The organism is Streptomyces hygroscopicus (assembly GCF_026168105.1).
Taxonomy (GTDB): domain Bacteria; phylum Actinomycetota; class Actinomycetes; order Streptomycetales; family Streptomycetaceae; genus Streptomyces; species Streptomyces hygroscopicus_D.
The window spans coordinates 34,705-55,711 of sequence record NZ_LBMW01000025.1 but is presented as its reverse complement, the minus strand read 5'-3'; the positions used below and the strand labels follow the sequence as shown (position 1 = coordinate 55,711).

The following is a 21,007-nucleotide window of genomic DNA, read 5'->3' as shown; positions in this document are numbered from 1 at the left end:
CCTATACTGCCGTCTCGGCCCCGTAGAGGGCGAGGGCGGTCCCCACCAGGCCCAGGTGGCTGAAGGCCTGCGGGAAGTTCCCGAGCAGGCTGCCGGTCTCCGGGTCGTACTCCTCGGCGAGCAGACCGACGTCGTTGCAGACCCCCACCAGCCGTTCGAACAGCTCGCGGGCCTCGTCCGGCCGGCCGATGAGGTGCAGGGCCTCCGCGAGCCAGAACGAGCAGACGATGAAGGCACCTTCGCTGCCGGGCAGCGGGTCCACGTCGGAGCGGTCCTGGGAGTACCGGCGCAGGAATCCGTCGTACGACAGCTCCGCGCGCACCGCGTCGATCGTGCCGGTCACCCGCGGGTCGTCCGGCGGCAGGAAGCCCACGCGGGGGATCAGCAGCAGCGACGCGTCGAGCGCGCGCGAGCCGTAGTACTGCGTGAAGGTGTTCCGCTCGGGGTCGTAACCGCGTTCGCAGACCTCCCGGTGCACCTCGTCGCGCATGGCCCGCCAGCCCTCGAGATCTCCCGCGAGCCCGGGGCTGCTCTCCAGGGCGCGTACGGCGCGGTCGGCGGCCACCCACGCCATCACCTTCGAGTACACGAAGTGGCGGCGCTCGCCGCGCACCTCCCACAGCCCGGCGTCCGGCTGCCGCCAGGCCTTTCGCAGGAACTCCATCAGCGCGCACTGCACCCGCCACATGTGCGGCTTGACCGGCAGGCCCGCTCTGCGTGCCAGCGACAGCGAGTCGATGACCTCGCCGTACACGTCGAGCTGGAGCTGCTTCACCGCCTCGTTGCCGATGCGGACCGGCGCCGAGCCCCCGAAGCCGGGCAGCCAGGACAGCTCGTACTCGGGCAGTCGCCGCTCGCCCGACAGGCCGTACATGATCTGCAGGTCCGCCGGGTCGCCGGCGACCGCGCGCAGCAGCCAGTCGCGCCAGGCCTCGGCCTCCTCGTGGTAACCGGCCCCCAGCAGGGCCTCCAGGGTGAGCGTCGAGTCGCGCAGCCAGCTGTAGCGGTAGTCCCAGTTGCGGACGCCGCCCAGCTTCTCCGGCAGCGAGGTGGTGGGGGCGGCGACGATGCCGCCGGTGGGCGCGTAGGTGAGGGCCTTCAGGGTGATCAGGGAGCGGACCACGGCGTCCCGGTGCGGGCCCCGGTAACGGCACTGCGCCGCCCATGCGCGCCAGTCCTCGACGCTGCTGTCCAGCGCCTCGAAGGGGTCGCCGAACGCAGGGCGGGGCCGGTGCGAGGGATGCCAGGTGAGGACGAAGGCGACCTTGTCCCCCTTCTCGAGGGTGAACTCGAAGTGGGTGGCGAAGTCCTTGCCCCAGGTGCGCACCTCGGGGTGGCTGCGCACCCACGCCGAGTCGGGTCCCGCGACGGCCACGCGGTGACTGTCGGCTCGCCGCATCCACGGAATGATCGAGCCGTAGTCGAAGCGCAGCCTGAGCTGGCCGCGCATGGCGACGTGGCCGTCGAGGCACTCGACGACGCGTACGAGGTCGGGGGCGCGGTCGCGCTGGGGCATGAAGTCGGTGACGCGGACCGAGCCGTCCGGGGTGTCCCACTCGGTGTCGAGGACGAGGGTGTCGGGACGGTAGGCGCGGCGGGTGCACAGCTGGGCGCCCTTCGGTGCGATCCTCCAGTGGCCGTGGTCCTCGGTGCCGAGCAGCTTGGCGAAGCAGGCGGGCGAGTCGAAGCGCGGCAGGCACAGCCAGTCGACGGAGCCGTCGCGGCCGACCAGGGCTGCGGTGTGCTCGTCGCCGATGAGCGCGTAGTCCTCGATGCGCAGGTCCACGCAGTTCCCGGTTCCCGATGGGCGGACGGGGCAATCAGGGGCGGGGCCGGGTGAGTGACGGTCGCCCGCCGTCGGGCGGTCCGGCCGTACGTCAGGCCGCGGCCGGCGCCGGTTCCTTGTTCGTCTCCTCGGCCGCCTTCGCACGCTCCCGTGCCTCACGGCGGACCAGGATCACCCAGCCGACGGGGACACCCGCCGCGAACAGCCACCACTGGATCGCGTACGGCAGATTGATGTCACCGAGCCCGATCCAGCTGGTGTCCTCCTTGGGCGACGGGATCAGTTCGGGGCTGCCGCCCTTGGGGGCCGGAGAGGTCAGCTCGATGTAGCCGCCGAGCACTTCCTTGGCGGAGGTGTCGCCCGCGTCGCGCAGGAGCGTGCCGATCTGCTTGCTGCTGATCAGCATGATCTGGCGGTCCGGCAACCCCTTGACGTTCTTGATGCCGCTCGCGGCCGTCGTCTCGTCCTGCATCAGCCGACCGGTGACCGTGATGTCACCCTGGGCGGGTGCCGGGATCTTGGGGAAGGCGGTCTGCGAGGCGGGGGAGGCGATCCAGCCCCGGTTGACGAGCAGCGTCCTGCCGTTGTCCAGCACGAACGGAGTCAGGACGTGGTAGCCGACCTGGTCGTCCGTGCTCGTACGACGGCGCACCACCAGTTCGTGCGCCGTGTCGAAGTGGCCCTTCGCGGTCACCCGGCGGTAGATGTCGCCGTGCGCGACCGCGCCGCCGACCGAGGTGAGCGACTCGACGGCCACGGGCTGCGCCGCCAGCGAGTCGTTGATCACCTTGTTCAGCGCCTGCCTGTGGTCGTGGCGGTGCAACTGCCAGAAACCCAGCCTGATCATCGTCGGGGTGAGCAGCAGGGCCACGAGGGTGAGGATCACCCACTGCCGGGACAACAGGAAGCGGTACACCCCACGACCGTACAACTCGGTCGTGGGGCGCATTCAGGCGGGTACCGGAAGGTCCTTCCGGTGCCGGGTCAGACGCTGTCGACGATCCCCACCCTCCCTTCGGCGCGCGCGCAGTGGGCGCCGCAGTACCAGTGGCCCTCGACCTCGACGCCCTGTCCGATGATCTGGACACGACAGTGTTCGCAGATCGGTGCCATGCGGTGGATGGCGCAGGAGAAACAGTCGAAGACGTGCACCGCGCCCTGCGCGTGCACCTCGAACGTCATGCCGTAGTCGTTTCCGCAGACCTCGCAACGTGCCATGCGCCACAGCGTGAGCCGTCGCCGCGGCACGAGCGAGGGGGCGCCGGGCGAGTCGCACGGCAATCACCCGTCCGTACGGGCCCCTGCGGGCGAGCGCCCCTCCCCGTGGGTCAGTCCCCCGACGCCGGCTCCACGTCCCGCAGCAGCTGGCCGAACGCCGCCTCGTCGATCACCGGTGTGCCGTACTGCCGTGCCTTGACCGTCTTCGACGTGCCCGAGTCGGGGTCGTTGGTGACGAGCAGGCTGGTGAGCCGGGACAGGCTCGTCGCGACATGCAGCCCCGCCTCGACGGCGCGGTCCTCCAGCAGTTCGCGGTCGACCGAGGTGTCCCCGGAGAACGCCACCCGCATGCCCTGCTTGAGTCGTTTGCCTTCTTCGTACCGTCCAGGGTTGGGGTAGGGGCAGGCGGGGCGCTTGCGTGAGGGGCGCCAACTGCCCGGAGGGTAGCTCCCCGAGGCCTGCCGGCCGATCGTGGGGGAGGCAGCCCACTCCGTCAGCGGGCGGCACTCCAGCAGCGGCAGCCGTACGCCGTCCCGCACCGCGGCCTGCAGACTCGGCCGGAACGCCTCGGCCAGCACGCGTGCGTCGTCCAGCGCGTGGTGCGCCCGCTGCTGGACGACGCCGAAGTGGGCGGCCAGGGTCTCCAGCTTGTGGTTGGCCAGCGGCAGGCCCAGCTCCTTGGAGAGCGCGATGGTGCACAGCCGCTGACGGACCGGTGCCTCGCGCTCCGCGCGCGCGTACTCCCGGGCGATCATCGACCAGTCGAAGACCGCGTTGTGCGCGACGAGTACGCGGCCGTGGAGCCGGGCCGTGAACTCCTCCGCGATGTCCCGGAAGAGCGGCGCCCCTTCGAGCGCCTCGCTCGTCAGACCGTGGATCCACACCGGGCCGGGGTCACGCTCCGGGTTGACCAGCGTGTACCAGTGGTCCTCGACCTCGCCGCGCGCGTCCAGGCGGTAGACGGCCGCCGAGATGATCCGGTCGTCCCGGGCCAGGCCCGTGGTCTCCACGTCGACGACCGCGTACCCCTCGGGATACGCGGTCGGCCAGGGTGCCGGGGGCGCTGCGGTCGTACGGTCCTTGAGCATGGTCACTGAGGATACGGGCCATGACCGACAGTCCAGCGCACCCCCGCACCTCGCATTGGGCCTGCGCCGCTTGCACGCCGGGGCGCGCACAACCCCGCGTTTCGGAAGCCGAGTTCGCCCCGGACGCTGCCGACGAGGAGTCAGTCATTGTCCCGGTTGTTCTTCTGCGCGGCTTTCGTGGCGCGTATCTGCGGGATGCGTGGAAGTCGCGAGCAGGGCGTGCACCAACGCCCGCACGGACGTGACGAACAGTCGCTCCGTGTCCAGCGGGCCGGCCAGCGCACGGGCGAGGGCCGGATCGTCCTCGGCGGGCGCGGTGCGCCACAGTTCCTCCTCTCCCGGGTTCTGCACCGGGGCGCGTTCGCGGTTGCGCTCCACCAGCACATGCCCGACCACCTGGAACTGCACGGCGCGTACGAGGTCGGCGGCCACGGTGCCACGCAGCCCCGCCGCGTGCGCCTCATGCACCAGCGCCTGCTGGGCGGGCAGGAACATCCGTTCCGTCAGACCGCGTTCGTGGACCATCGCGATCAGGTGGGGGTGGTCGCGCAGCTGCCGGCGCAGGGCGCGCGCGACGGAGACGACGCGCTCCGCGGGCGTGTACCCCGAGGGGCGGATCTCGCCGAGGTCGGCGACGGTCCGCTCGACGAGGGCGTCGAGCAGGGAGTCGCGGTTGCCGACGTGCCAGTAGATCGAGGTGACGGCGGTGCCCAGCTCGGCGGCGAGCTTGCGCATCGTCAGCACGCCCGGACCGTGCTGCCTCACCAGGCTCGCGGCAGCGTCCAGGACCTCCTCCCGGGTCAGCGCCGCTCTCGCCATGGTCCCCCCAACTTCCGCCCGTGCAGCCCTGTTTACCCCGCACGCCGTGTGCTGTAACCCTGTTACAGGTGACGGCCCATCAGAAGAAGGGCGGTACGACATGGCACGAGTGCGCTACGGCGCGCGGACCGGGGCGGAGATCGCCGCCGCGCGCGCCACGCAGACCAAGCTCCCCGATATCTGGTCCACGGGTGTGGTGGCCGTCTGGGAGAGCGACCCGGACGCGATCGCGGCGGTGCTGCCGCCGCCGCTCAAACCCATCGGGCGTCCCCTGGTGCGGGTGAACATCAGCACGGTGGATCTGCCCGGATACCCGCTGGGCGCGGGCTCGTTCGCGGTCGCCGCCGCGCACGACGGCGTCGAGGGCTGGTATCCGCTCGTCATGCCGATGACCCACGAACGCGCCCTGACCGGAGGCCGTGAGGTCTTCGGCGAGCCGAAGAAGCTCGGCGAGGTGAGCGTCGAGCGCGACGGCCCCGTCGTCCGTGCCCGTCTGGCCCGCCACGGCATCGCGTTCGTGGAGGTGCACGGCTCGGTCACCGGAGAGTTGCCCTTGCCGGGGCCGCAACGGAAGACCGACTTCTACTTCAAGTTCCTCCCGGCGGTGGACGGTTCGGGCTTCGACGGCGATCCCCTCCTCGTGCACTGCGTACGCGAGGAGAAGGTGCGCAGGCTGGAACGGATCGCGGGGGAAGTGGTCCTGCGCGAGTCGCCGTACGACCCCGTCGCCGACCTCCCGGTGCTCCGGCTGGTCGAGGTCACCCTCGGCGAGAAGACCAGCGACCAGCGGGGCACCGTGGTCGAACGGGTCGGCGCCGAGGCCCTGCTGCCGTACGTCCACCAGCGCTACGACGACCCGCAGCAGGTCCTGGACGGGCCTCCCGAGGGGAGCGTGCGATGAAGCTGGGGGCCGGACAGGTCGCCGTCGTGACGGGCGCGGCGAGCGGCATCGGGCTCGCCATGGCGCGGCGGTTCGCCGCCGAGGGTCTGCGGGTGGTCCTCGCGGATGTGGAGCAAGGGGCCCTGGAGAAGGCCGCGGCCCTGCTGCGCGAAGGAGGAGCCGTCGTCCACGCGCGCGTGGTGGACGTCGGCGAGCGCGCCGAGGTCCTCGCGCTCGCCGAGGACGTGTACGAGCGCTTCGGCGCCGTCCATGTGCTGTGCAACAACGCGGGCGTCGGCTCGGGAGCCGAGGGCCGGATGTGGGAGCACGACCCGAACGACTGGGCCTGGGCCTTCGCGGTCAATGTATGGGGTGTCTTCCATGGCATCCAGGCGTTCGTGCCGCGCATGATCGCCGGAGGTGAACCCGGGCACATCGTCAACACCTCGTCGGGCGACGGCGGTGTCGCACCGCTGCCCACCGCCTCGGTGTACGCCGTCACCAAGGCGGCCGTCGTGACGATGACCGAGTCCCTGTACGCCCACCTGAAGGCGGAGCACGCGCGCGTGGGCGCCTCCGTGCTCTTCCCGGGACCGCACATGCTGCGGACGGGGCTGTGGGAATCGCACCGCAACAGGCCGGCGCGGTACGCCAAGCGGAAGCCCCGCAGGACCCCGTACCGGGACCTCGCCCAGTGGGAGGCCGCGATGCGGGCGGCGGGGCACGAGGTGCGGTTCACACCGGTCGAGGAGGTCGCCGGTCTGGTGGTGGACGGCGTCCGCGCGGACCGCTTCTGGCTGCTGCCCGACAGCGAGCACAGCGACGCACAGATCAGGGCGCGGGCACGCTCGATGCTCGACCGCGCGAACCCGTCGTACCTCGAAAGCTTCATTCTGGACTGACAGGGGCTGCCGTGACCGACCACCAGGACCCATATCTGATCATCTCCTCCGACTGCCATGCCGGATTGCCCACCGAGGAGTACCGGCCCTATCTGGAGAGCCGTTTCCACCGGGACTTCGACGACTTCCTCGCGGGGCGGGAGCGCCGCCGTGAGGAGATGACCCGGCTCGGCATCCGCAACGAGGCGTTCGCCGACAGGTGGTTCAACGACAACGAGGAGGGCCTTCGCGGAGGCTGGGAGCCCGCGCAGCGCCTCAAGGAACTGGACGGCGACGGAGTGGCTGCCGAGGTGGTCTTCCCGGACGCCGACGCGGTCGACAGCCGGACGGCCGCGCCCTTCGGTGTGGGCCTCGGGCTCTCCGGCGACCAGGACCCGGAGCTGGGGATGGCGGGCGCGCGGGCGCACAACCGCTGGCTCGCCGAGTTCGTCTCCCACCACCCCGAACGCCACTGCGGGGTGGCCCTGCTGCCCGTCACGGCGGACACCGGCCGTGTCGTCGCGGAGGTGCATCGTGCCCGGGCCTCGGGGCTGGGCGCGCTGATGATCCCCTCTCTGTGGGGTGGCAAGGAGCCGTACCACGACCGCCGTTACGACCCGGTGTGGGCGGCTGCGGCCGAGTGCGGAATGCCGGTCCTCACCCACTCGGGTGCGGCGCCCCGGCACGAGTACGGGGACCACCTGGGGATCTTTGTGAGCGAGGTGACCTGGTGGCCCGCTCGTCCTCTCTGGTTCCTGCTGTGGTCGGGCGTCTTCGAACGTCATCCCGGTCTGAGGTTCGGCGTGGCGGAGTCGGGCTGCTGGTGGCTGCCGAACCTGCTCTGGTTCATGGACCGTCTGTACCTGGGCGCGCACGGCGGCAAGAAACTCTCCCCCTTCGCCGAACTCAAGCGCCCTCCGCACGAGTACCTGGACCGCCAGGTCTTCATCTGCGCGACCAACACCAAGCGGCGTGAACTGGCCCAGCGGTACGAGATCGGCGTGGACAACATCCTCTGGGGCAGCGACTTCCCACACCCCGAGGGCACCTGGCCCGACACCCGCGCATGGCTGAAGCGGACCTTCCACGACATCCCCGTGGCGGAGACGCGGCGCATGCTCGGCCTCGCCGCTGCGGAGGCCTTCGGATTCGACGTGGCGAAGCTGACCCCGCTCGCCCGGCGCATCGGCCCGACTCCGGCGGACCTCGGCCAGATCGACGACCAGGCAGCCGTCGAGGCGTCCTGGGCACGTTCGAGGCAGGTGGGCCGCCACTGGCTGACCGGCGAAGACTTTCCGGCCCTGGGGGTGACCCCGTGAGCGAGGACCGCTACACCGTGATCTCGGCGGACTGCCACGCCGGGGCCGACCTGCTGGATTACCGGCCGTACCTGGAGAAGCGGTACCACGACGACTTCGACGCCTGGGCGGCCACCTACGTCAATCCGTACGAGGACCTGCTCGCCGACACGGCCGAGCGCAACTGGGACTCGGACAGGCGCCTTGCGGAACTGGAGGCGGACGGGATCGTCGCGGAGGTCGTCTTCCCGAACACGATCCCGCCGTTCTTCCCGTCCGGGTCGCTGATGGCGCCCGCGCCCACGCGGGAGGACTTCGCGCGCCGGTGGGCGGGCCTGCGGGCGCACAACCGCTGGCTCGCCGACTTCTGTGCGGCGGCCCCCGGCCGCCGGGCGGGCGTCTTCCAGATCCTCCTGAACGACGTCGAGGAGGCGGTGCGGGGGATCAGGTGGGCGGTCGGCGCGGGCCTGCGGGGCGGCCTGCTGCTGCCCGGCACACCGCCGGGCTCGGGCCTGCCCGAGCTGTATGCGTCGTCGTACGACCCGATCTGGGCGGTGTGCGAGGAACTGGACGTCCCCGTGAACCACCACGCGGGCTCCGCGTCGCCGCCGCTCGGTGACGAACCCGCGGCGCGGGCCGTCTTCATGGTCGAGACGACCTGGTTCTCGCACCGGGCGTTGTGGCACCTGATCTTCGGCGGGGCCTTCCGGCGCCATCCCGGGCTGAAGCTGGTGCTGACCGAGCAGGGCTCGGGCTGGATCCCCGGGGTGCTCGACATGCTGGACTACTACCACGGCCGGCTGGTCGAGGCGGCGACGAACGGGTCGACGGCATCGACCGCGGAGTCCAAGTTCGGTGCGGGCCTCGAGGCCTCCATGGGGAAGCGCCCCTCGGAGGTGTGGCGCACGAACTGCTTCGTCGGCGCGAGCTTCATGCGCCCGCACGAGGTGCCGCTGCGGGACCGTATCGGCCTCGACAAGATCATGTGGGGGAGCGACTACCCGCACGACGAGGGCACCCACCCCTACTCGAGGGAGGGCCTGCGCTTCGCGTACGCGGGCGTGCCGCCCGAGGAGGTGGCGGCGATGGTCGGCGGCAACGCGGCCCGGGTGTACGGCTTCGACCTGTCCGTCCTCGATCCGATCGCGGCGAGGACGGGCCCGACGGTGAAGGAGATCGCCGAACCGCTGCCCCGGCCTCCGGCGGACGCGACGAGCCCGGTCTTCGCGCGGGGAGGGTCGGTGCGCGTCTGGTGACCGGCCCGTGGCCCGAGTCGGTACGGCGATGAGGGCACTTGGGGTGCCATCCTCCCCGTGTGACGGAACCCACGCACGACGAGGCTCACGCGGGCGCGCTCGGCTCGCGACTGAACTGGCTGCGGGCCGCGGTCCTCGGCGCCAACGACGGCATCGTCTCCACCGCCGGCCTCGTGGTCGGTGTCGCCGGCGCGACGACCGACCGTTCGACGCTGCTCACGGCGGGACTGGCCGGCCTGCTGGCGGGGTCGATGTCGATGGCGGCGGGCGAGTACGTGTCGGTGTCGACCCAACGCGACTCGGAGAGGGCGGCGCTGGCCCTGGAGCGGCGGGAGCTGAGGGAACAGCCGGAGGCGGAACTCGAGGAGCTGACGGAACTGCTGGAGGAGCGGGGCCTGTCGAAGGACGTGGCGCGGGATGCAGCCGCACAGCTGACGGAACGGGACGCGCTGCGCGCCCACGCGCGCGTGGAACTCGGCATCGACCCGGACGAGCTCGCCGACCCCTGGCACGCGGCATGGGCGAGCTTCCTGGCCTTCACGGTGGGGGCACTGCTGCCGCTGCTGGCCATCGTGCTCCCGCCCGCGGGCCTCAGGCTCCCGGTGACGGTCCTCTCCGTCCTGGCTGCACTCGTCCTCACCGGCTGGGCCAGCGCCCGCCTGGGCGCCGCAAGGCCGGGACGGGCGGTGACACGGAACGTGGCGGGCGGGGCGCTGGCCATGGGGGTCACTTATGCGGCGGGAACGCTGCTGGGGGCGGCGGGCGTGTGACCGTCGGTTGGCGGAGATCACCAACAAGCAAGCGCATACCCCCGGTAATACTTGTGGGTAACAGCCCCTGGCCGCGGCCGACCGGCGGTTCTACCGTGCCTGCATGCCGAACCTCCCCGATGTCGTGGTCTGGTCCATACCTGCCTTCGTGCTGCTCACGATCGTCGAGATCATCAGCGTCCGGCTGCATCCCGACGAGGACGACGCCGGATACGAGGTCACGGACGCGGCGACCAGTGTCGGCATGGGGCTCGGCAGTCTCTTCTTCGACTTCCTGTGGAAGTTCCCGATCGTCGCGATCTACAGCGCCGTGCACGCGCTGACGCCGCTGCGCGTGCCCTTCCTGTGGTGGACCGTTCCGCTGATGCTGCTCGCGCAGGACTTCTTCTACTACTGGTCCCACCGCGGCCACCACGTCATCCGGATCCTGTGGGCGTGCCACGTCGTCCACCACTCCAGCCGGAAGTTCAACCTCACCACCGCACTGCGCCAGCCCTGGACGTCGCTCACCGTGTGGCCCTTCTACGTCCCGCTGGTCGCCGCCGGCGTGCACCCGGCCGTGCTGGCGTTCTGCTCCTCCGCCAGCCTCGTCTACCAGTTCTGGATCCACACCGAGCGCATCGACAAGATGCCCCGGTGGTTCGAGTTCGTCTTCAACACGCCGTCGCACCATCGCGTGCACCACTCGTCCCAGGGCGGCTACCTGGACCGCAACTTCGGCGGGATCCTCATCGTCTGGGACCGGCTGTTCGGATCGTTCGTCGCCGAGACCGAGCGGCCCGTGTACGGGCTGACCAAGAACATCCGGACGTACAACCCGCTCAAGGTCGCCACGCACGAGTACGTGGCCATCGCCAAGGACCTCAAGGCGGCGGGCAGTTGGGGCGAGCGGGCCGGGCGGGTGTTCCGCGGGCCCGGCTGGCGGCCGCAGGAGAGGACGCCCGCCACGGCGGCGCCCGTCGCCGGGGAGCACGCCGCGTGAGACACCGCCCGCGCGCCTCGCGCGTGTGAAGAGCAGGGCCCTGGCCGCGGCGCCGCTACTCGGGTGGGGCGGCTCTCCGACACGCTCATCGCGACCGGCGTCGCCCACCGGCCGCAGTTCCCGTGGCCCGACTTCCGGATCGTCGATCACCATGCCGCGGCGCAGTTCCTGCTGGTCCCGCGGGACCCTCGACGAGCAACGGGCGCCGGCGGCGGCGTACGGTGAAGTGCGCTCGACCACCCCCCGAGCGCACCAGCACAGCACCGAACGCACGAGAAGGACCCTCGCCATGCGCGCCACCACCATCCACGCCCCCTACGACATGCGGGTGGAGGACGTGCCCGAGCCCTTGGTGCAGCTGCCCACCGACGCGGTCGTCCGTGTGCTGCGGGCCCTGCATCTGCGGCAGCGACCTGTGGGCCTACCGTGGTGAGGCGCCCCGTCAGCCGGGCCAGCGCATCGGGCACGAGTTCCTCGGCATCGTCGAGGAGACCGGCTCGGACGTGACCGGCGTGCGGCGCGGCGACCTGGTAGTGGCGCCCTTCATGTGGTCCGACGGCGTCTGCGACTACTGCCGCGAGGGGCTCACCACCTCCTGCGAGCACGGCGGCTTCTGGGGCTCGGTCGGCTACGACGGCGGACAGGGCGAGGCCGTGCGCGTGCCGTTCGCCGACGGCACCCTCGTCCGACTGCCCCGGGAGGCCGTCTCCGACGACCGTCTGCTGTCCGCGCTGCTGACGCTCTCCGACGTCCTGGGCACCGGGCATCACGCCGCCGTCGGCGCGGGAGCCCGTCCGGGCGCCACCGTCGCCGTGGTCGGGGACGGCGCCGTCGGGCTGTGCGCCGTGCTGGCCGCCAAGCGGCTCGGCGCCGAGCGGATCATCGCCCTCGGACGCCACGAGGTCCGTACGGAGATCGCGCGCCGCTTCGGCGCCACCGACGTCGTCGCCGAACGCGGGGACGCCGCCGTGGAGGCCGTCCGCGAACTGACCCGGGGCCAGGGTGCGCACGCGGTCGTCGAGGCCGTCGGCACCGAACAGTCGATGCGGACCGCGGTGCACATCACCCGCGACGGCGGCGCCATCGGCTTCGTCGGCGTCCCGCACGGCAGCGGCACCGGACTCGACCTCAGCGTCATGTTCGACCGGAACATAGCCCTGCGCGGCGGTGCCGCACCCGTGCGCGCGTACATCCCGGAGCTGCTGCCCGACGTCCTGGACGGCACCATCGACCCCTCACCGGTCTTCGACCGGACGGTCGACTTCGAGGGCGTGCCCGAGGGCTACCAGGCGATGGACGAGCGCACCGCCCTCAAGGTGCTCGTCACCAACGGCTGATCAGGCGCCCGTCACCAACGGCCGATCATTCCGGCCGCCCGATGACCGGCCTCCGGAAGACCGGCCTCCGGAAGACCGGCCTCCGGAAGACCGGCCTCCGGAAGACCGGCCGCCGGATGGCCGGCTCCGGATGACTCCGTGCGTCGGATGACTCCCCGCGCCCGACGACTCGCGCCGCCGGGTGACTCGCCGCCGGTGAGTCCCGTCGCCAGGTGGCTCAGGCTTCCGGCGGGGCCGGTGCCCATCGTGCCGGATCGACCCCCCAGCGGCCCGGCGGGCGTGCCCAGTCGGCCGGCCCGCCGACGAACCGGACCGGCGACAGCGCGTACCGCAGCCGGCCCAGCGCGCTGTCGGTCTCCGTGAGCCAGGGACCCGGACCGTCGTACGCCGCCTGCACGCCCCCGGCGTCCCGGACGGCACCGTCCGTCAGCCAGGCCGCCGTCCGAGCCAGCGACAACCGTACGACCCGGGTGCCCCCCTCCCGCGTCTGCTCGGTGAGAGACCTCAGCACCGCCGCGGCCAGCAGATAGCCCGTGCCGTGATCGAGGGCCTGGGCGGGCAGCGCACCCGGCCGCTCCGCCGAACCCTCCCTCACCGCGATGCCGGTGGCGACCTGCACCAGGCTGTCGAAGCCCCGCCGCCCGGCCCACGGCCCGTACGCGCCCCACGCCGACAGCTGCGCCACCACGAGGCCCGGCCGCCGCTCGGCCAGCTGTTCGGGGGCGAGCCCGAACCGGTCGAGCGCGCCGGGCCGGTAACCGGTGACGACGACGTCCGCGTCCGCGAGCAGCCCGTCGAGGGCCCGCCGGTCCACGGAGGCCGTCAGGTCGAGCACGGCCGACCGCTTGCCGATGTCCATGTCCGCGTGCTGGTCGGGGATCTCGGGCAGCGCCGGGCTGTCGATCCGCAGGACGTCCGCGCCGAGCAGCGCCAGCGTGCGGGTGGCCACCGGGCCCGCGATCACCCGGGTGAGGTCCAGGACGCGCAGACCCGCGGCGGGCAGGAGCGGCTCTCCGGCGAGCGGCGGGAGCGGTCGTACGGGCGCCTTGTCGAGTCGCGCACGTCCCACCAGCGGATGTGCGGCGACTGCGTGCGCCTGTTCGTGCGTCGCCCACTCCTCGGGCGTGCGCAGTGCGACCGCGAGCCCTCCGGCCGCGTACACGCTCTCCTCCACCTCGAGGGCGGACCGCTCGGCGAGTGCGGCCCCCACGGTCTCCACGCTCGCGTCCGCCGCCAGCCCGAGGGCGCCGAGCAGCCGCTCACGATGATGGGGATAGTTCGCGTGCGTGCGCACCCAGCCGTCCGCCGTGCGCCAGAACCGCGACAGGGGAGCGAAGTTGACCGGTTCGCGGCCGTCGACCCGCAGCTGCCGTTCGCTGTGGAAGGCGGTGGCCACAGCCCCGTCGTCGACCTCGGCCTCCGGCACGGTCGGCAGTCCGGCCCGCCGTTCGCCCCACTCGGCGGCAGCCAGCGCACACGCCCCGACACAGGCGCGTGCCATCTCCCGTACGGGCAGGCGCGAGTCGAGCGCCCCCTCCCGTACGACGGTCGAGATCCTTCGCGCCAGGGCGGGATCCCCGCCGAGTGCAGCCCAGGCCACATCTGTATCCGTCATGACTGCACTATGCAGTGTGTACTGAATCAATATGGGGAGGGGGCCCGGCGTCGGCCGAGCCCCCTCCGCGCGCACCGCCTACCGGCGCGCTGCCACTACCACTTCGTCACCTGCTACTGCTTCGTCTGCTACTACTTCGTCACCGCCTTCAACGCGTTCACGGTCCCCCACCCGTAGAAGCCGTTGTGGTTCTTCGAGCCCTTGCACACCGCGTCGACCTTGCCGTCGGAGTCGATGTCGTAGGGATCGGTGCACGGCGTGGCGTCGGCCTCCGCGTACAGCAGGGCCTTCACCAGGGCGGCGGAGGCATGCGGATGCGTCGACTTGATGAGGGCGGCCACACCCGCGACATGCGGGGTCGCCATCGACGTACCCGCCATGTAGCCCCACTTGCCGCCGGGCAGCGGGCCGAGGATCTGACCGTTGGTGGCCGGCGGGGCCGGGGGCTGGTAGCGGGTGGAGTCCCCGCCGGGCGCGGCCACGTCGATGACCCCGAGACCGTAGTTGGAGAACGACGACTTGATGCCCTTCGCTCCGGTCGCCGCGACGGTCACCACGCCCGGCAGCTGGGTCGGGATGTCGAAGCACCGGTGCGGGTCGATCACCCGGTCGCCGGGCGTGCCGTCGTTCGGGGAGGACGGGTCGGTGACGGAGGCCGCGTCCAGGTCGTAGTTCTCGTTGCCCGCGGCCGCGACGTTGACCGTGCCCTTGCGCTCGGCATACCGCGACGCCCGGGTGATGGCGTCGACGAGCGCCTTCTGGTCCGGATCGTCGGTGCAGTTGAAGTACCAGGGGTCGGTGTAGTAGCTGTTGTTGGTGACGTCGACGTGGTGCTCGGCCGCCCATACGAAGCCGCAGACCACGGCCTCCGTGTAGAAGTAACCCGCCGGCGAGCCCACCTTGATGCCCGCGACCCGTACGCCGGGCGCGACACCGGTGATGCCGACGCCGTTCCTGGCGGCCGCGATCTCCCCCGCCACATGGGTGCCGTGCGGGCTCTCCGACGCGCTCGGCCGCCAGGCGCCGTCGGTGGTGTCCGGCTTGCCCGACACGCAGTTGACGGACGCGTCGCGGTTGAAGTTCGGGGCGATGTCGGGGTGGGTGTCGTCCACGCCCGTGTCGATGACGGCGACCGTGACCTCGCGGCTGCCGAGCGTCCTCTCGTGCGCCTTGTCCGCCTTGATGGCGGGCAGGTCCCACTGCAGCGGCTCCAGCGGGTCCTGTCCGCCTGCCGCATGGGCGCTCGCGACCTCCTGGGAGGTGAGCACCTTCGACGTGTCCAGGTCGGTCGTCGACTGCGCGGGCAGGGGTGCGTTACGGGTCGCGCCCGCCGACTGCACTCCGCGCACCGTGCGGATGGCCTTGGCGAAGCCGGGGTTCGAGGAGTGGACGACGATCACGCCGATGCGGTCGTACGCGACCACGATCGTGCCGCCCGCGTCCGCGATCGCCTCCTTCACGCGCGCCAGGGTGCCGTACCCGGGACGGACGTTGACGACGTAGCTGAGCGAGGTCGCGTCGGCAGCCGTGGCCCCGGGGGCCGTCTCCGCCGCCGACGCCGCGACGTTCGGCAGCAAGGCGACGGCGGTCGCCATGGCCATCCCGAGCGGAAGGGCGACGAGGCGGCGGGAGCGCTTGCGCGGCGCTGTCATGAAAGCCTCCAGTTCGTTCGCGATACCAGCGGTACGAGCCGTGGAAAGGCTCAACGGACTCATCCGGAAGGGCTACTTGACCGCACGCAGCGCGTTGACGATCCCGAAGCCGTAGAAGCCGTTCACGCGCTTGCCGCCCACACAGGTCGCGTCCACGACCCCGTCGCCGTTCCCGTCGTACGGGCCCGTGGGGCAGCCGGGGTTGTCCGCCTCCGCCTTGAGGAGCGCCTGGAGCTGCGCGGCAGACGCCCACGGATGCGCGGACTTCAGCAGTGCGGCCACGCCCGCGACGTGCGGCGACGCCATGGATGTGCCCTGCAGGAAGCCGTACTGGCCGCCGGGCATCGTGGAGAGGATGCGGCCGTTCTTCGATGGCGTGTCCGGGATCTGGTACTTGTCGCCGCCCGGCGCCGCCACGTCGATGACGCCGTCGCCGTAGCTGGAGTAGTACGACTTGGCCTTGTCGACGCCGGTCGCGCTGACCGTGACGACGCCCGGCAGCTGGGTCGGCACGTCGAAGCACTCGTGCGGGTCGACCGTGCGGGTCCCAGCGGTGGAGTCGTCGGGGCTCGAGGCGTCGGTGAGGGCGTGGGAGTCGAGGTCGTCGTTGGAGTTGCCCGCCGAGGCGACATTGAGGGTGCCCCTGCGCTGGGCGTACAGCTGGGCCCGGTTGACGGCGTCGACGATGGCCCGCTGGTCGGGGTCGTCCATGCAGTTGTACAGCCACGGGTCCACGTAGTAGCTGTTGTTCGTGATCGCGACCCCGTGGTCGGCGGCGAACACGAACGCGCACACGACGCTCTCCGGGTAGAAGAGCTCGCTGACCGGGTCGGCCACCTTGATGGCGGAGACCTTGACGTTCGGGGCGACACCGGCGACGCCGATACCGTTGCGGGCCGCCGCGATCTCGCCGGCGACATGCGTGCCGTGGTAGTGCTCCGGCTTCGCCGGCCGCCAGGCGCCGTACGAGGTGTCCGCCTTGCCGCCGACGCAGTTCGCGGACTGGGAGGCGGAGAAGTTCGGGGCGAGGTCCGGGTGGGTGTCGTCCACGCCGGTGTCGATGACGCCGACCGTGACGTTGCGGCTGCCCGGGTTGATCTTCGCGGCCTGGTCGGCCCCGATCGCGCGCAGATCCCACTGGTCCGCCTCGAGCGGCTCGCTCTCACCCGCGGCTGCCGACGCTCTCGTGATCTTCGCCGCGTCGGCCTTCGACAGGTACTGCACGGCGCCCTCGTCCGTCGTGCCGGCGGCCGTCAGCGGCGCGGTCCGGGTCGCGCCCGCGGACTGCACTCCGCGCACCGCGCGGATGGTCTTGGCGAAGTCCGGGTTCGCGGAATGCACGACGATCACACCGATCCTGTCGTACGTCACGACGATGGTGCCGCCGGCCGCGGTGACCGCCTGCTGCACAGCCGTGAGTGTGTGACGGTCCGTCCGGGTGTTGACGACGTAGGCGAGTTCGGTTCCGTCGGCGGCCCGGGCCACGGCGGAGGCGCGCGGGGCGGCCGATGCGGTGCTCGGCAGGAAGCCCAGGGAGGCGGTGAGCGACAGCACGACCGGCACGGCGAGAGCGAGCCGGCGTCTGGAACGCAGATGAGCCATGGGGTCTCCACATCATCCGGAAACGTGAACGAGCCGGAACACGGATGGGTGTCCCGGCAGGTGCATGACGAGTGTTGCCAGGGTGAAGCTATCTGCCGTCCGGACAGGTCAGCAATGACTTCGAGGGACAACGTAAAAAAGAAGCCAAGGGAGTTGAACCGGTCCACGCGTGGCGCCGTGACCCGGAAAAGGGAGCACGAGGACGATCGAGGCCCCCTGTCCGCATCACACAACGGATCGATACCGTCACAGCTGGCTATGTGGCCCAGGTCACTGTGAGGTCAGGACCCACCGCACCCGCAACGCGAGGAGACACCGTGTCCACCGACGCACCTCCCCCCTCGAAGACCGAACCAGGCCTCCCCTCCGCCGAGGAGTTCACCGCGGTCCAGGACAGCGCCGAATTCCGTGAACTGCGCCGCTCCTACCGCTCGTTCGCCTTTCCGCTGACCGTGGCGTTCATCGCCTGGTACCTCGTCTACGTCCTGCTGTCGAACTACGCGGGCGGCTTCATGGGCGCCAGGCTCTTCGGCAACGTCAACGTCGCCCTGGTGCTCGGCCTCGCCCAGTTCCTCACCACGTTCCTGATCGCGTGGTGGTACTCACGGCACGCCGCCGCCGAGCTCGACCCCAAGGCCCAGGCCATCAAGTCCCGGATGGAGGGCGACGCATGAGCCACGCAGCCTTCCTGGCCGCCGGTGAGGCGAGCAAGCACCGGCCGCTCATCATCACCCTGTTCGCGGTGTTCGTCGTCGCGACGCTCGTCATCACCGTCTGGGCGGGCCGCCAGACCAGGAACGCCGCCGACTTCTACGCGGGCGGCCGCCAGTTCACCGCCTTCCAGAACGGTCTCGCCGTCTCCGGCGACTACATGTCCGCGGCGTCCTTCCTCGGCATCGCCGGAGCGATCGCCCTCTTCGGCTACGACGGCTTCCTCTACTCCATCGGCTTCCTGGTGGCCTGGCTGGTGGCCCTGCTGCTGGTCGCCGAGCCGCTGCGCAACTCCGGCCGCTACACCATGGGCGACGTGCTCGCGTACCGCATGCGCCAGCGCCCGGTCCGCACGGCCGCAGGAACCTCCACGATCGTCGTGTCGATCTTCTATCTCCTTGCCCAGATGGCGGGCGCGGGCGTTCTGGTCTCACTGCTGCTCGGCATCACCAGCGACGGCGGCAAGGTCGGCATCGTCGCCCTGGTCGGCCTTCTGATGATCGTGTACGTCACCATCGGCGGCATGAAGGGCACCACCTGGGTGCAGATGGTCAAGGCCGTCCTGCTGATCGCGGGCGCCCTGTTGCTGACCTTCCTGGTCCTGCTGAAGTTCCACTTCAACCTCTCCGACCTGCTCGGCAAGGCGGCCGCGAACAGCGGCAAGGGCTCGGCCTTCCTGGAGCCCGGTCTGAAGTACGGCGCGACCGGCACGACCAAGCTGGACTTCATCTCCCTGGGCATCGCCCTGGTCCTGGGCACCGCGGGCCTGCCGCACATCCTGATCCGCTTCTACACCGTGCCCACGGCCAAGGCCGCCCGGAAGTCCGTGAACTGGGCGATCGGTCTCATCGGCGCCTTCTATCTGATGACCCTCGCCCTCGGTTTCGGCGCCGCCGCCCTGATCAAGCCGGAGGAGATCATCGCCTCCAACAAGGCGGGCAACACGGCCGCGCCCCTGCTCGCCCTGCACCTGGGAGGCACGGATTCCAACGGGGGCGCGATCCTGCTGGCCACCATCTCGGCGGTCGCCTTCGCCACGATCCTCGCGGTGGTCGCGGGGCTGACCCTGGCCTCGTCCTCGTCGTTCGCGCACGACATCTACGCGAACGTCATCAAGAAGGGCCGGGCCACCGAGAAGCAGGAGGTGGGCGCGGCCCGCTGGGCGACGGTCGGCGTCGGCGCCGTCTCCATCGCCCTGGGCGCCCTCGCCCGCGACCTGAACGTGGCGGGCCTGGTCGCCCTGGCCTTCGCCGTGGCAGCCTCCGCCAACCTGCCGACGATCCTCTACAGCCTCTTCTGGAAGCGGTTCACGACCCGGGGCGCACTGTGGTCGATCTACGGCGGCCTGGTCACAGCGGTCGGCCTGGTGCTGTTCTCGCCCGTGGTCTCGGGCAAGCCCGCGTCGATGTTCCCCGACGTCGACTTCCACTGGTTCCCCCTGGAGAACCCGGGGATCATCTCCATCCCGGTGGGCTTCCTGCTGGGCTGGCTCGGCACGCTCCTGTCGAAGGAGGAACCCGACGCCGGCAAGTACGCGGAGCTGGAGGTGCGGTCGCTGACCGGCACCGGAGCGCACTGAGGCCCGTACCGGCGGCCGCGTCGTAGAGATCTACGACGCGGCCGCGGCGTGCCTCGTGGGATCTGGCTGCTGTCGCTGTCGGTGGGGTCACGTAGGCTCACACATGACGGAATACATGTGGTCCGCGACGAGGGAGGGGGCCCACGTGCTCATCGACACCTATGGCCGGGTGGCCACCGACCTGCGGGTCTCGCTGACCGACCGTTGCAACCTGCGGTGCACCTACTGCATGCCCGAGGAGGGCCTGCAGTGGCTGGCCAAGCCCGACCTGCTGACCGACGACGAGATCGTCCGCCTGATCGACATCGCCGTCACCTCCCTCGGTATCGAGGAGGTCCGCTTCACCGGCGGCGAGCCGCTGCTGCGCCCGGGCCTGGTCGGCATCGTGGAGCGGGTCGCCGCCCTGACCCCCCGCCCCCGGATGTCCCTCACCACGAACGGCATCGGCCTCAAGCGCACGGCTCAGGCCCTGAAGGCCGCGGGCCTCGACCGGGTGAACGTCTCACTGGACACCCTGCGCCCCGACGTGTTCAAGGCGCTCACCCGCCGGGACCGCCACCAGGACGTGTTGGACGGCCTGCGCGCCGCCCGGGAGGCAGGCCTGACACCCGTCAAGGTCAACTCCGTCCTGATGCCGGGCCTGAACGACGACGAGGCCCCGGACCTGCTCGCCTGGGCCGTCGAGCACGACTACGAGCTGCGCTTCATCGAGCAGATGCCGCTGGACGCCCAGCACGGCTGGAAGCGCGAGGGCATGGTCACCGCGGGGGACATCCTGGAGTCGCTGCGCACCCGCTTCGAGCTGGCCCCCGAGGGCGCCGGGGAACGCGGCTCCGCCCCGGCCGAGCGCTGGACCGTCGACGGCGGCCCGCACCGCGTGGGCGTCATCGCCTCGGTCACCCGTCCGTTCTGCGCGGCCTGCGACCGGACGCGGCTGACGGCCGACGGGCAGATACGGACATGCCTGTTCGCCACCGAGGAGACCGATCTGCGCGCGGCGCTCCGTTCCGGCGCGCCCGACGAGGAGATAGCCGCCATCTGGCGACTCGCGATGTGGGGCAAGAAGGCGGGTTCGGGACTGGACGATCCGTCGTTCCTCCAGCCGGAGAGGCCGATGTCGGCGATCGGGGGTTAAGCGTCCGGCGCGTCCCACTCCTCGAGCGCCACCACGTCCTTGAGGAATCCCCGTACTCCGAGAAACTTCGACAGATACTCGCGATGCTCCTCGCACGCCAGCCATGTCTTGCGGCGTTCCGGTGTGTGGATCTTCGGGTTGTTCCACGCGATCACCCACACGGCAGCGGCGCGGCAGCCCTTGGCGGAACAGATCGGCGTATCGGGATCAGGGACAATCACCCCCCGACCCTAACGTGTCAGGACCCCCCCAAAGGCGACGCCGAGCAGCCACGGGGGGAGCTGCCCGGCGTCGGTCTGTCGCTCCGACGGGGGATGCGGAGCGCGTACGCAGTATGTCACGGGTAACCCAGTGCCCGGCACCGGAACAACATGATTGATCTGAGCTTTTCTTGAGCT

General features: G+C 71.1%; 18 protein-coding genes and 1 pseudogene. 10 read left to right on the top strand and 9 right to left on the bottom strand.

The window, feature by feature from the left end:
• Window position 1: 1 nt before the first annotated feature.
• The 5 genes from AAW14_RS23240 to AAW14_RS23220 form a co-directional block, all read right to left on the bottom strand.
• Window positions 2–1,786, bottom strand: a complete 1,785-nt coding sequence (locus AAW14_RS23240; RefSeq protein ID WP_265565867.1) for a glycoside hydrolase family 15 protein — start codon at window positions 1,784–1,786, stop codon at window positions 2–4.
• Between the two features lie 91 nt (window positions 1,787–1,877).
• Window positions 1,878–2,702 carry an SURF1 family protein gene (locus AAW14_RS23235; RefSeq protein WP_265565866.1) on the bottom strand — a complete coding sequence of 275 codons (825 nt, stop codon included), beginning with the start codon at window positions 2,700–2,702 and terminating at the stop codon, window positions 1,878–1,880.
• 68 nt (window positions 2,703–2,770) lie between these two features.
• Window positions 2,771–3,004 carry a hypothetical protein gene (locus tag AAW14_RS23230; RefSeq protein ID WP_265565865.1) on the bottom strand — a complete coding sequence of 78 codons (234 nt, stop codon included), beginning with the start codon at window positions 3,002–3,004 and terminating at the stop codon, window positions 2,771–2,773.
• 110 nt (window positions 3,005–3,114) lie between these two features.
• Complete coding sequence (locus AAW14_RS23225; protein WP_265565864.1) at window positions 3,115–4,092, bottom strand: DEDDh family exonuclease; 978 nt, start codon at window positions 4,090–4,092, stop codon at window positions 3,115–3,117.
• Between the two features lie 144 nt (window positions 4,093–4,236).
• A complete protein-coding gene (locus tag AAW14_RS23220) occupies window positions 4,237–4,911 on the bottom strand; it encodes a TetR/AcrR family transcriptional regulator (RefSeq protein WP_265565863.1) in 675 nt (224 codons plus the stop codon).
• Window positions 4,912–5,011: 100 nt separating this feature from the next.
• Here AAW14_RS23220 and AAW14_RS23215 point away from each other — a divergent pair, with 100 nt between their 5' ends.
• From AAW14_RS23215 to AAW14_RS23185, 7 genes and pseudogenes are all read left to right on the top strand, one after another.
• The gene (locus tag AAW14_RS23215) at window positions 5,012–5,812 is read left to right on the top strand and encodes an acetoacetate decarboxylase family protein (protein ID WP_265565862.1); all 801 of its coding nucleotides are present in this window, start codon (window positions 5,012–5,014) and stop codon (window positions 5,810–5,812) included.
• Window positions 5,809–6,693, top strand: coding sequence for an SDR family NAD(P)-dependent oxidoreductase (locus AAW14_RS23210; protein WP_265565861.1), 885 nt, complete (start codon window positions 5,809–5,811; stop codon window positions 6,691–6,693). The genes AAW14_RS23215 and AAW14_RS23210 overlap by 4 nt, the downstream gene beginning before the upstream one ends.
• Window positions 6,694–6,704: 11 nt before the next feature.
• The gene (locus tag AAW14_RS23205; RefSeq protein WP_265565860.1) at window positions 6,705–7,991 is read left to right on the top strand and encodes an amidohydrolase family protein; all 1,287 of its coding nucleotides are present in this window, start codon (window positions 6,705–6,707) and stop codon (window positions 7,989–7,991) included.
• Window positions 7,988–9,226, top strand: coding sequence for an amidohydrolase family protein (locus AAW14_RS23200; protein WP_265565859.1), 1,239 nt, complete (start codon window positions 7,988–7,990; stop codon window positions 9,224–9,226). Before AAW14_RS23205 ends, AAW14_RS23200 begins: the two co-directional genes overlap by 4 nt.
• Before the next feature lie 59 nt (window positions 9,227–9,285).
• The gene (locus AAW14_RS23195; protein ID WP_265565858.1) at window positions 9,286–9,996 is read left to right on the top strand and encodes a VIT1/CCC1 transporter family protein; all 711 of its coding nucleotides are present in this window, start codon (window positions 9,286–9,288) and stop codon (window positions 9,994–9,996) included.
• A gap of 103 nt (window positions 9,997–10,099) precedes the next feature.
• Window positions 10,100–10,978: a sterol desaturase family protein gene (locus tag AAW14_RS23190; RefSeq protein ID WP_265565857.1), complete on the top strand. Its 879-nt coding sequence runs from the start codon at window positions 10,100–10,102 to the stop codon at window positions 10,976–10,978.
• A 289-nt stretch (window positions 10,979–11,267) separates the two neighbouring features.
• A pseudogene (locus AAW14_RS23185) lies at window positions 11,268–12,315 on the top strand (zinc-dependent alcohol dehydrogenase family protein).
• A 217-nt stretch (window positions 12,316–12,532) separates the two neighbouring features.
• Here the strand turns inward: AAW14_RS23185 and AAW14_RS23180 are convergent.
• From AAW14_RS23180 to AAW14_RS23170, 3 genes are all read right to left on the bottom strand, one after another.
• Window positions 12,533–13,930 carry a CoA transferase gene (locus tag AAW14_RS23180; protein WP_265565856.1) on the bottom strand — a complete coding sequence of 466 codons (1,398 nt, stop codon included), beginning with the start codon at window positions 13,928–13,930 and terminating at the stop codon, window positions 12,533–12,535.
• Between the two features lie 131 nt (window positions 13,931–14,061).
• Window positions 14,062–15,582, bottom strand: coding sequence for a S8 family peptidase (locus AAW14_RS23175; RefSeq protein WP_265565855.1), 1,521 nt, complete (start codon window positions 15,580–15,582; stop codon window positions 14,062–14,064).
• 72 nt (window positions 15,583–15,654) lie between these two features.
• Window positions 15,655–17,184, bottom strand: a complete 1,530-nt coding sequence (locus tag AAW14_RS23170; RefSeq protein ID WP_265565854.1) for a S8 family serine peptidase — start codon at window positions 17,182–17,184, stop codon at window positions 15,655–15,657.
• A 317-nt stretch (window positions 17,185–17,501) separates the two neighbouring features.
• Here AAW14_RS23170 and AAW14_RS23165 point away from each other — a divergent pair, with 317 nt between their 5' ends.
• The 3 genes from AAW14_RS23165 (at window position 17,502) to moaA (ending at window position 20,609) form a co-directional block, all read left to right on the top strand.
• The gene (locus AAW14_RS23165) at window positions 17,502–17,858 is read left to right on the top strand and encodes a DUF485 domain-containing protein (protein ID WP_265565853.1); all 357 of its coding nucleotides are present in this window, start codon (window positions 17,502–17,504) and stop codon (window positions 17,856–17,858) included.
• The gene (locus AAW14_RS23160) at window positions 17,855–19,474 is read left to right on the top strand and encodes a cation acetate symporter (RefSeq protein ID WP_265565852.1); all 1,620 of its coding nucleotides are present in this window, start codon (window positions 17,855–17,857) and stop codon (window positions 19,472–19,474) included. Before AAW14_RS23165 ends, AAW14_RS23160 begins: the two co-directional genes overlap by 4 nt.
• Window positions 19,475–19,619: 145 nt before the next feature.
• Window positions 19,620–20,609 carry a GTP 3',8-cyclase MoaA gene (moaA, locus tag AAW14_RS23155; protein WP_265565926.1) on the top strand — a complete coding sequence of 330 codons (990 nt, stop codon included), beginning with the start codon at window positions 19,620–19,622 and terminating at the stop codon, window positions 20,607–20,609.
• On the opposite strand, the gene AAW14_RS23150 is transcribed toward moaA, so the two are convergent.
• Window positions 20,606–20,830 carry a hypothetical protein gene (locus AAW14_RS23150; RefSeq protein ID WP_265565851.1) on the bottom strand — a complete coding sequence of 75 codons (225 nt, stop codon included), beginning with the start codon at window positions 20,828–20,830 and terminating at the stop codon, window positions 20,606–20,608. The two genes, moaA and AAW14_RS23150, sit on opposite strands and share 4 nt — an antisense overlap.
• Between the last annotated feature and the right edge of the window lie 177 nt (window positions 20,831–21,007).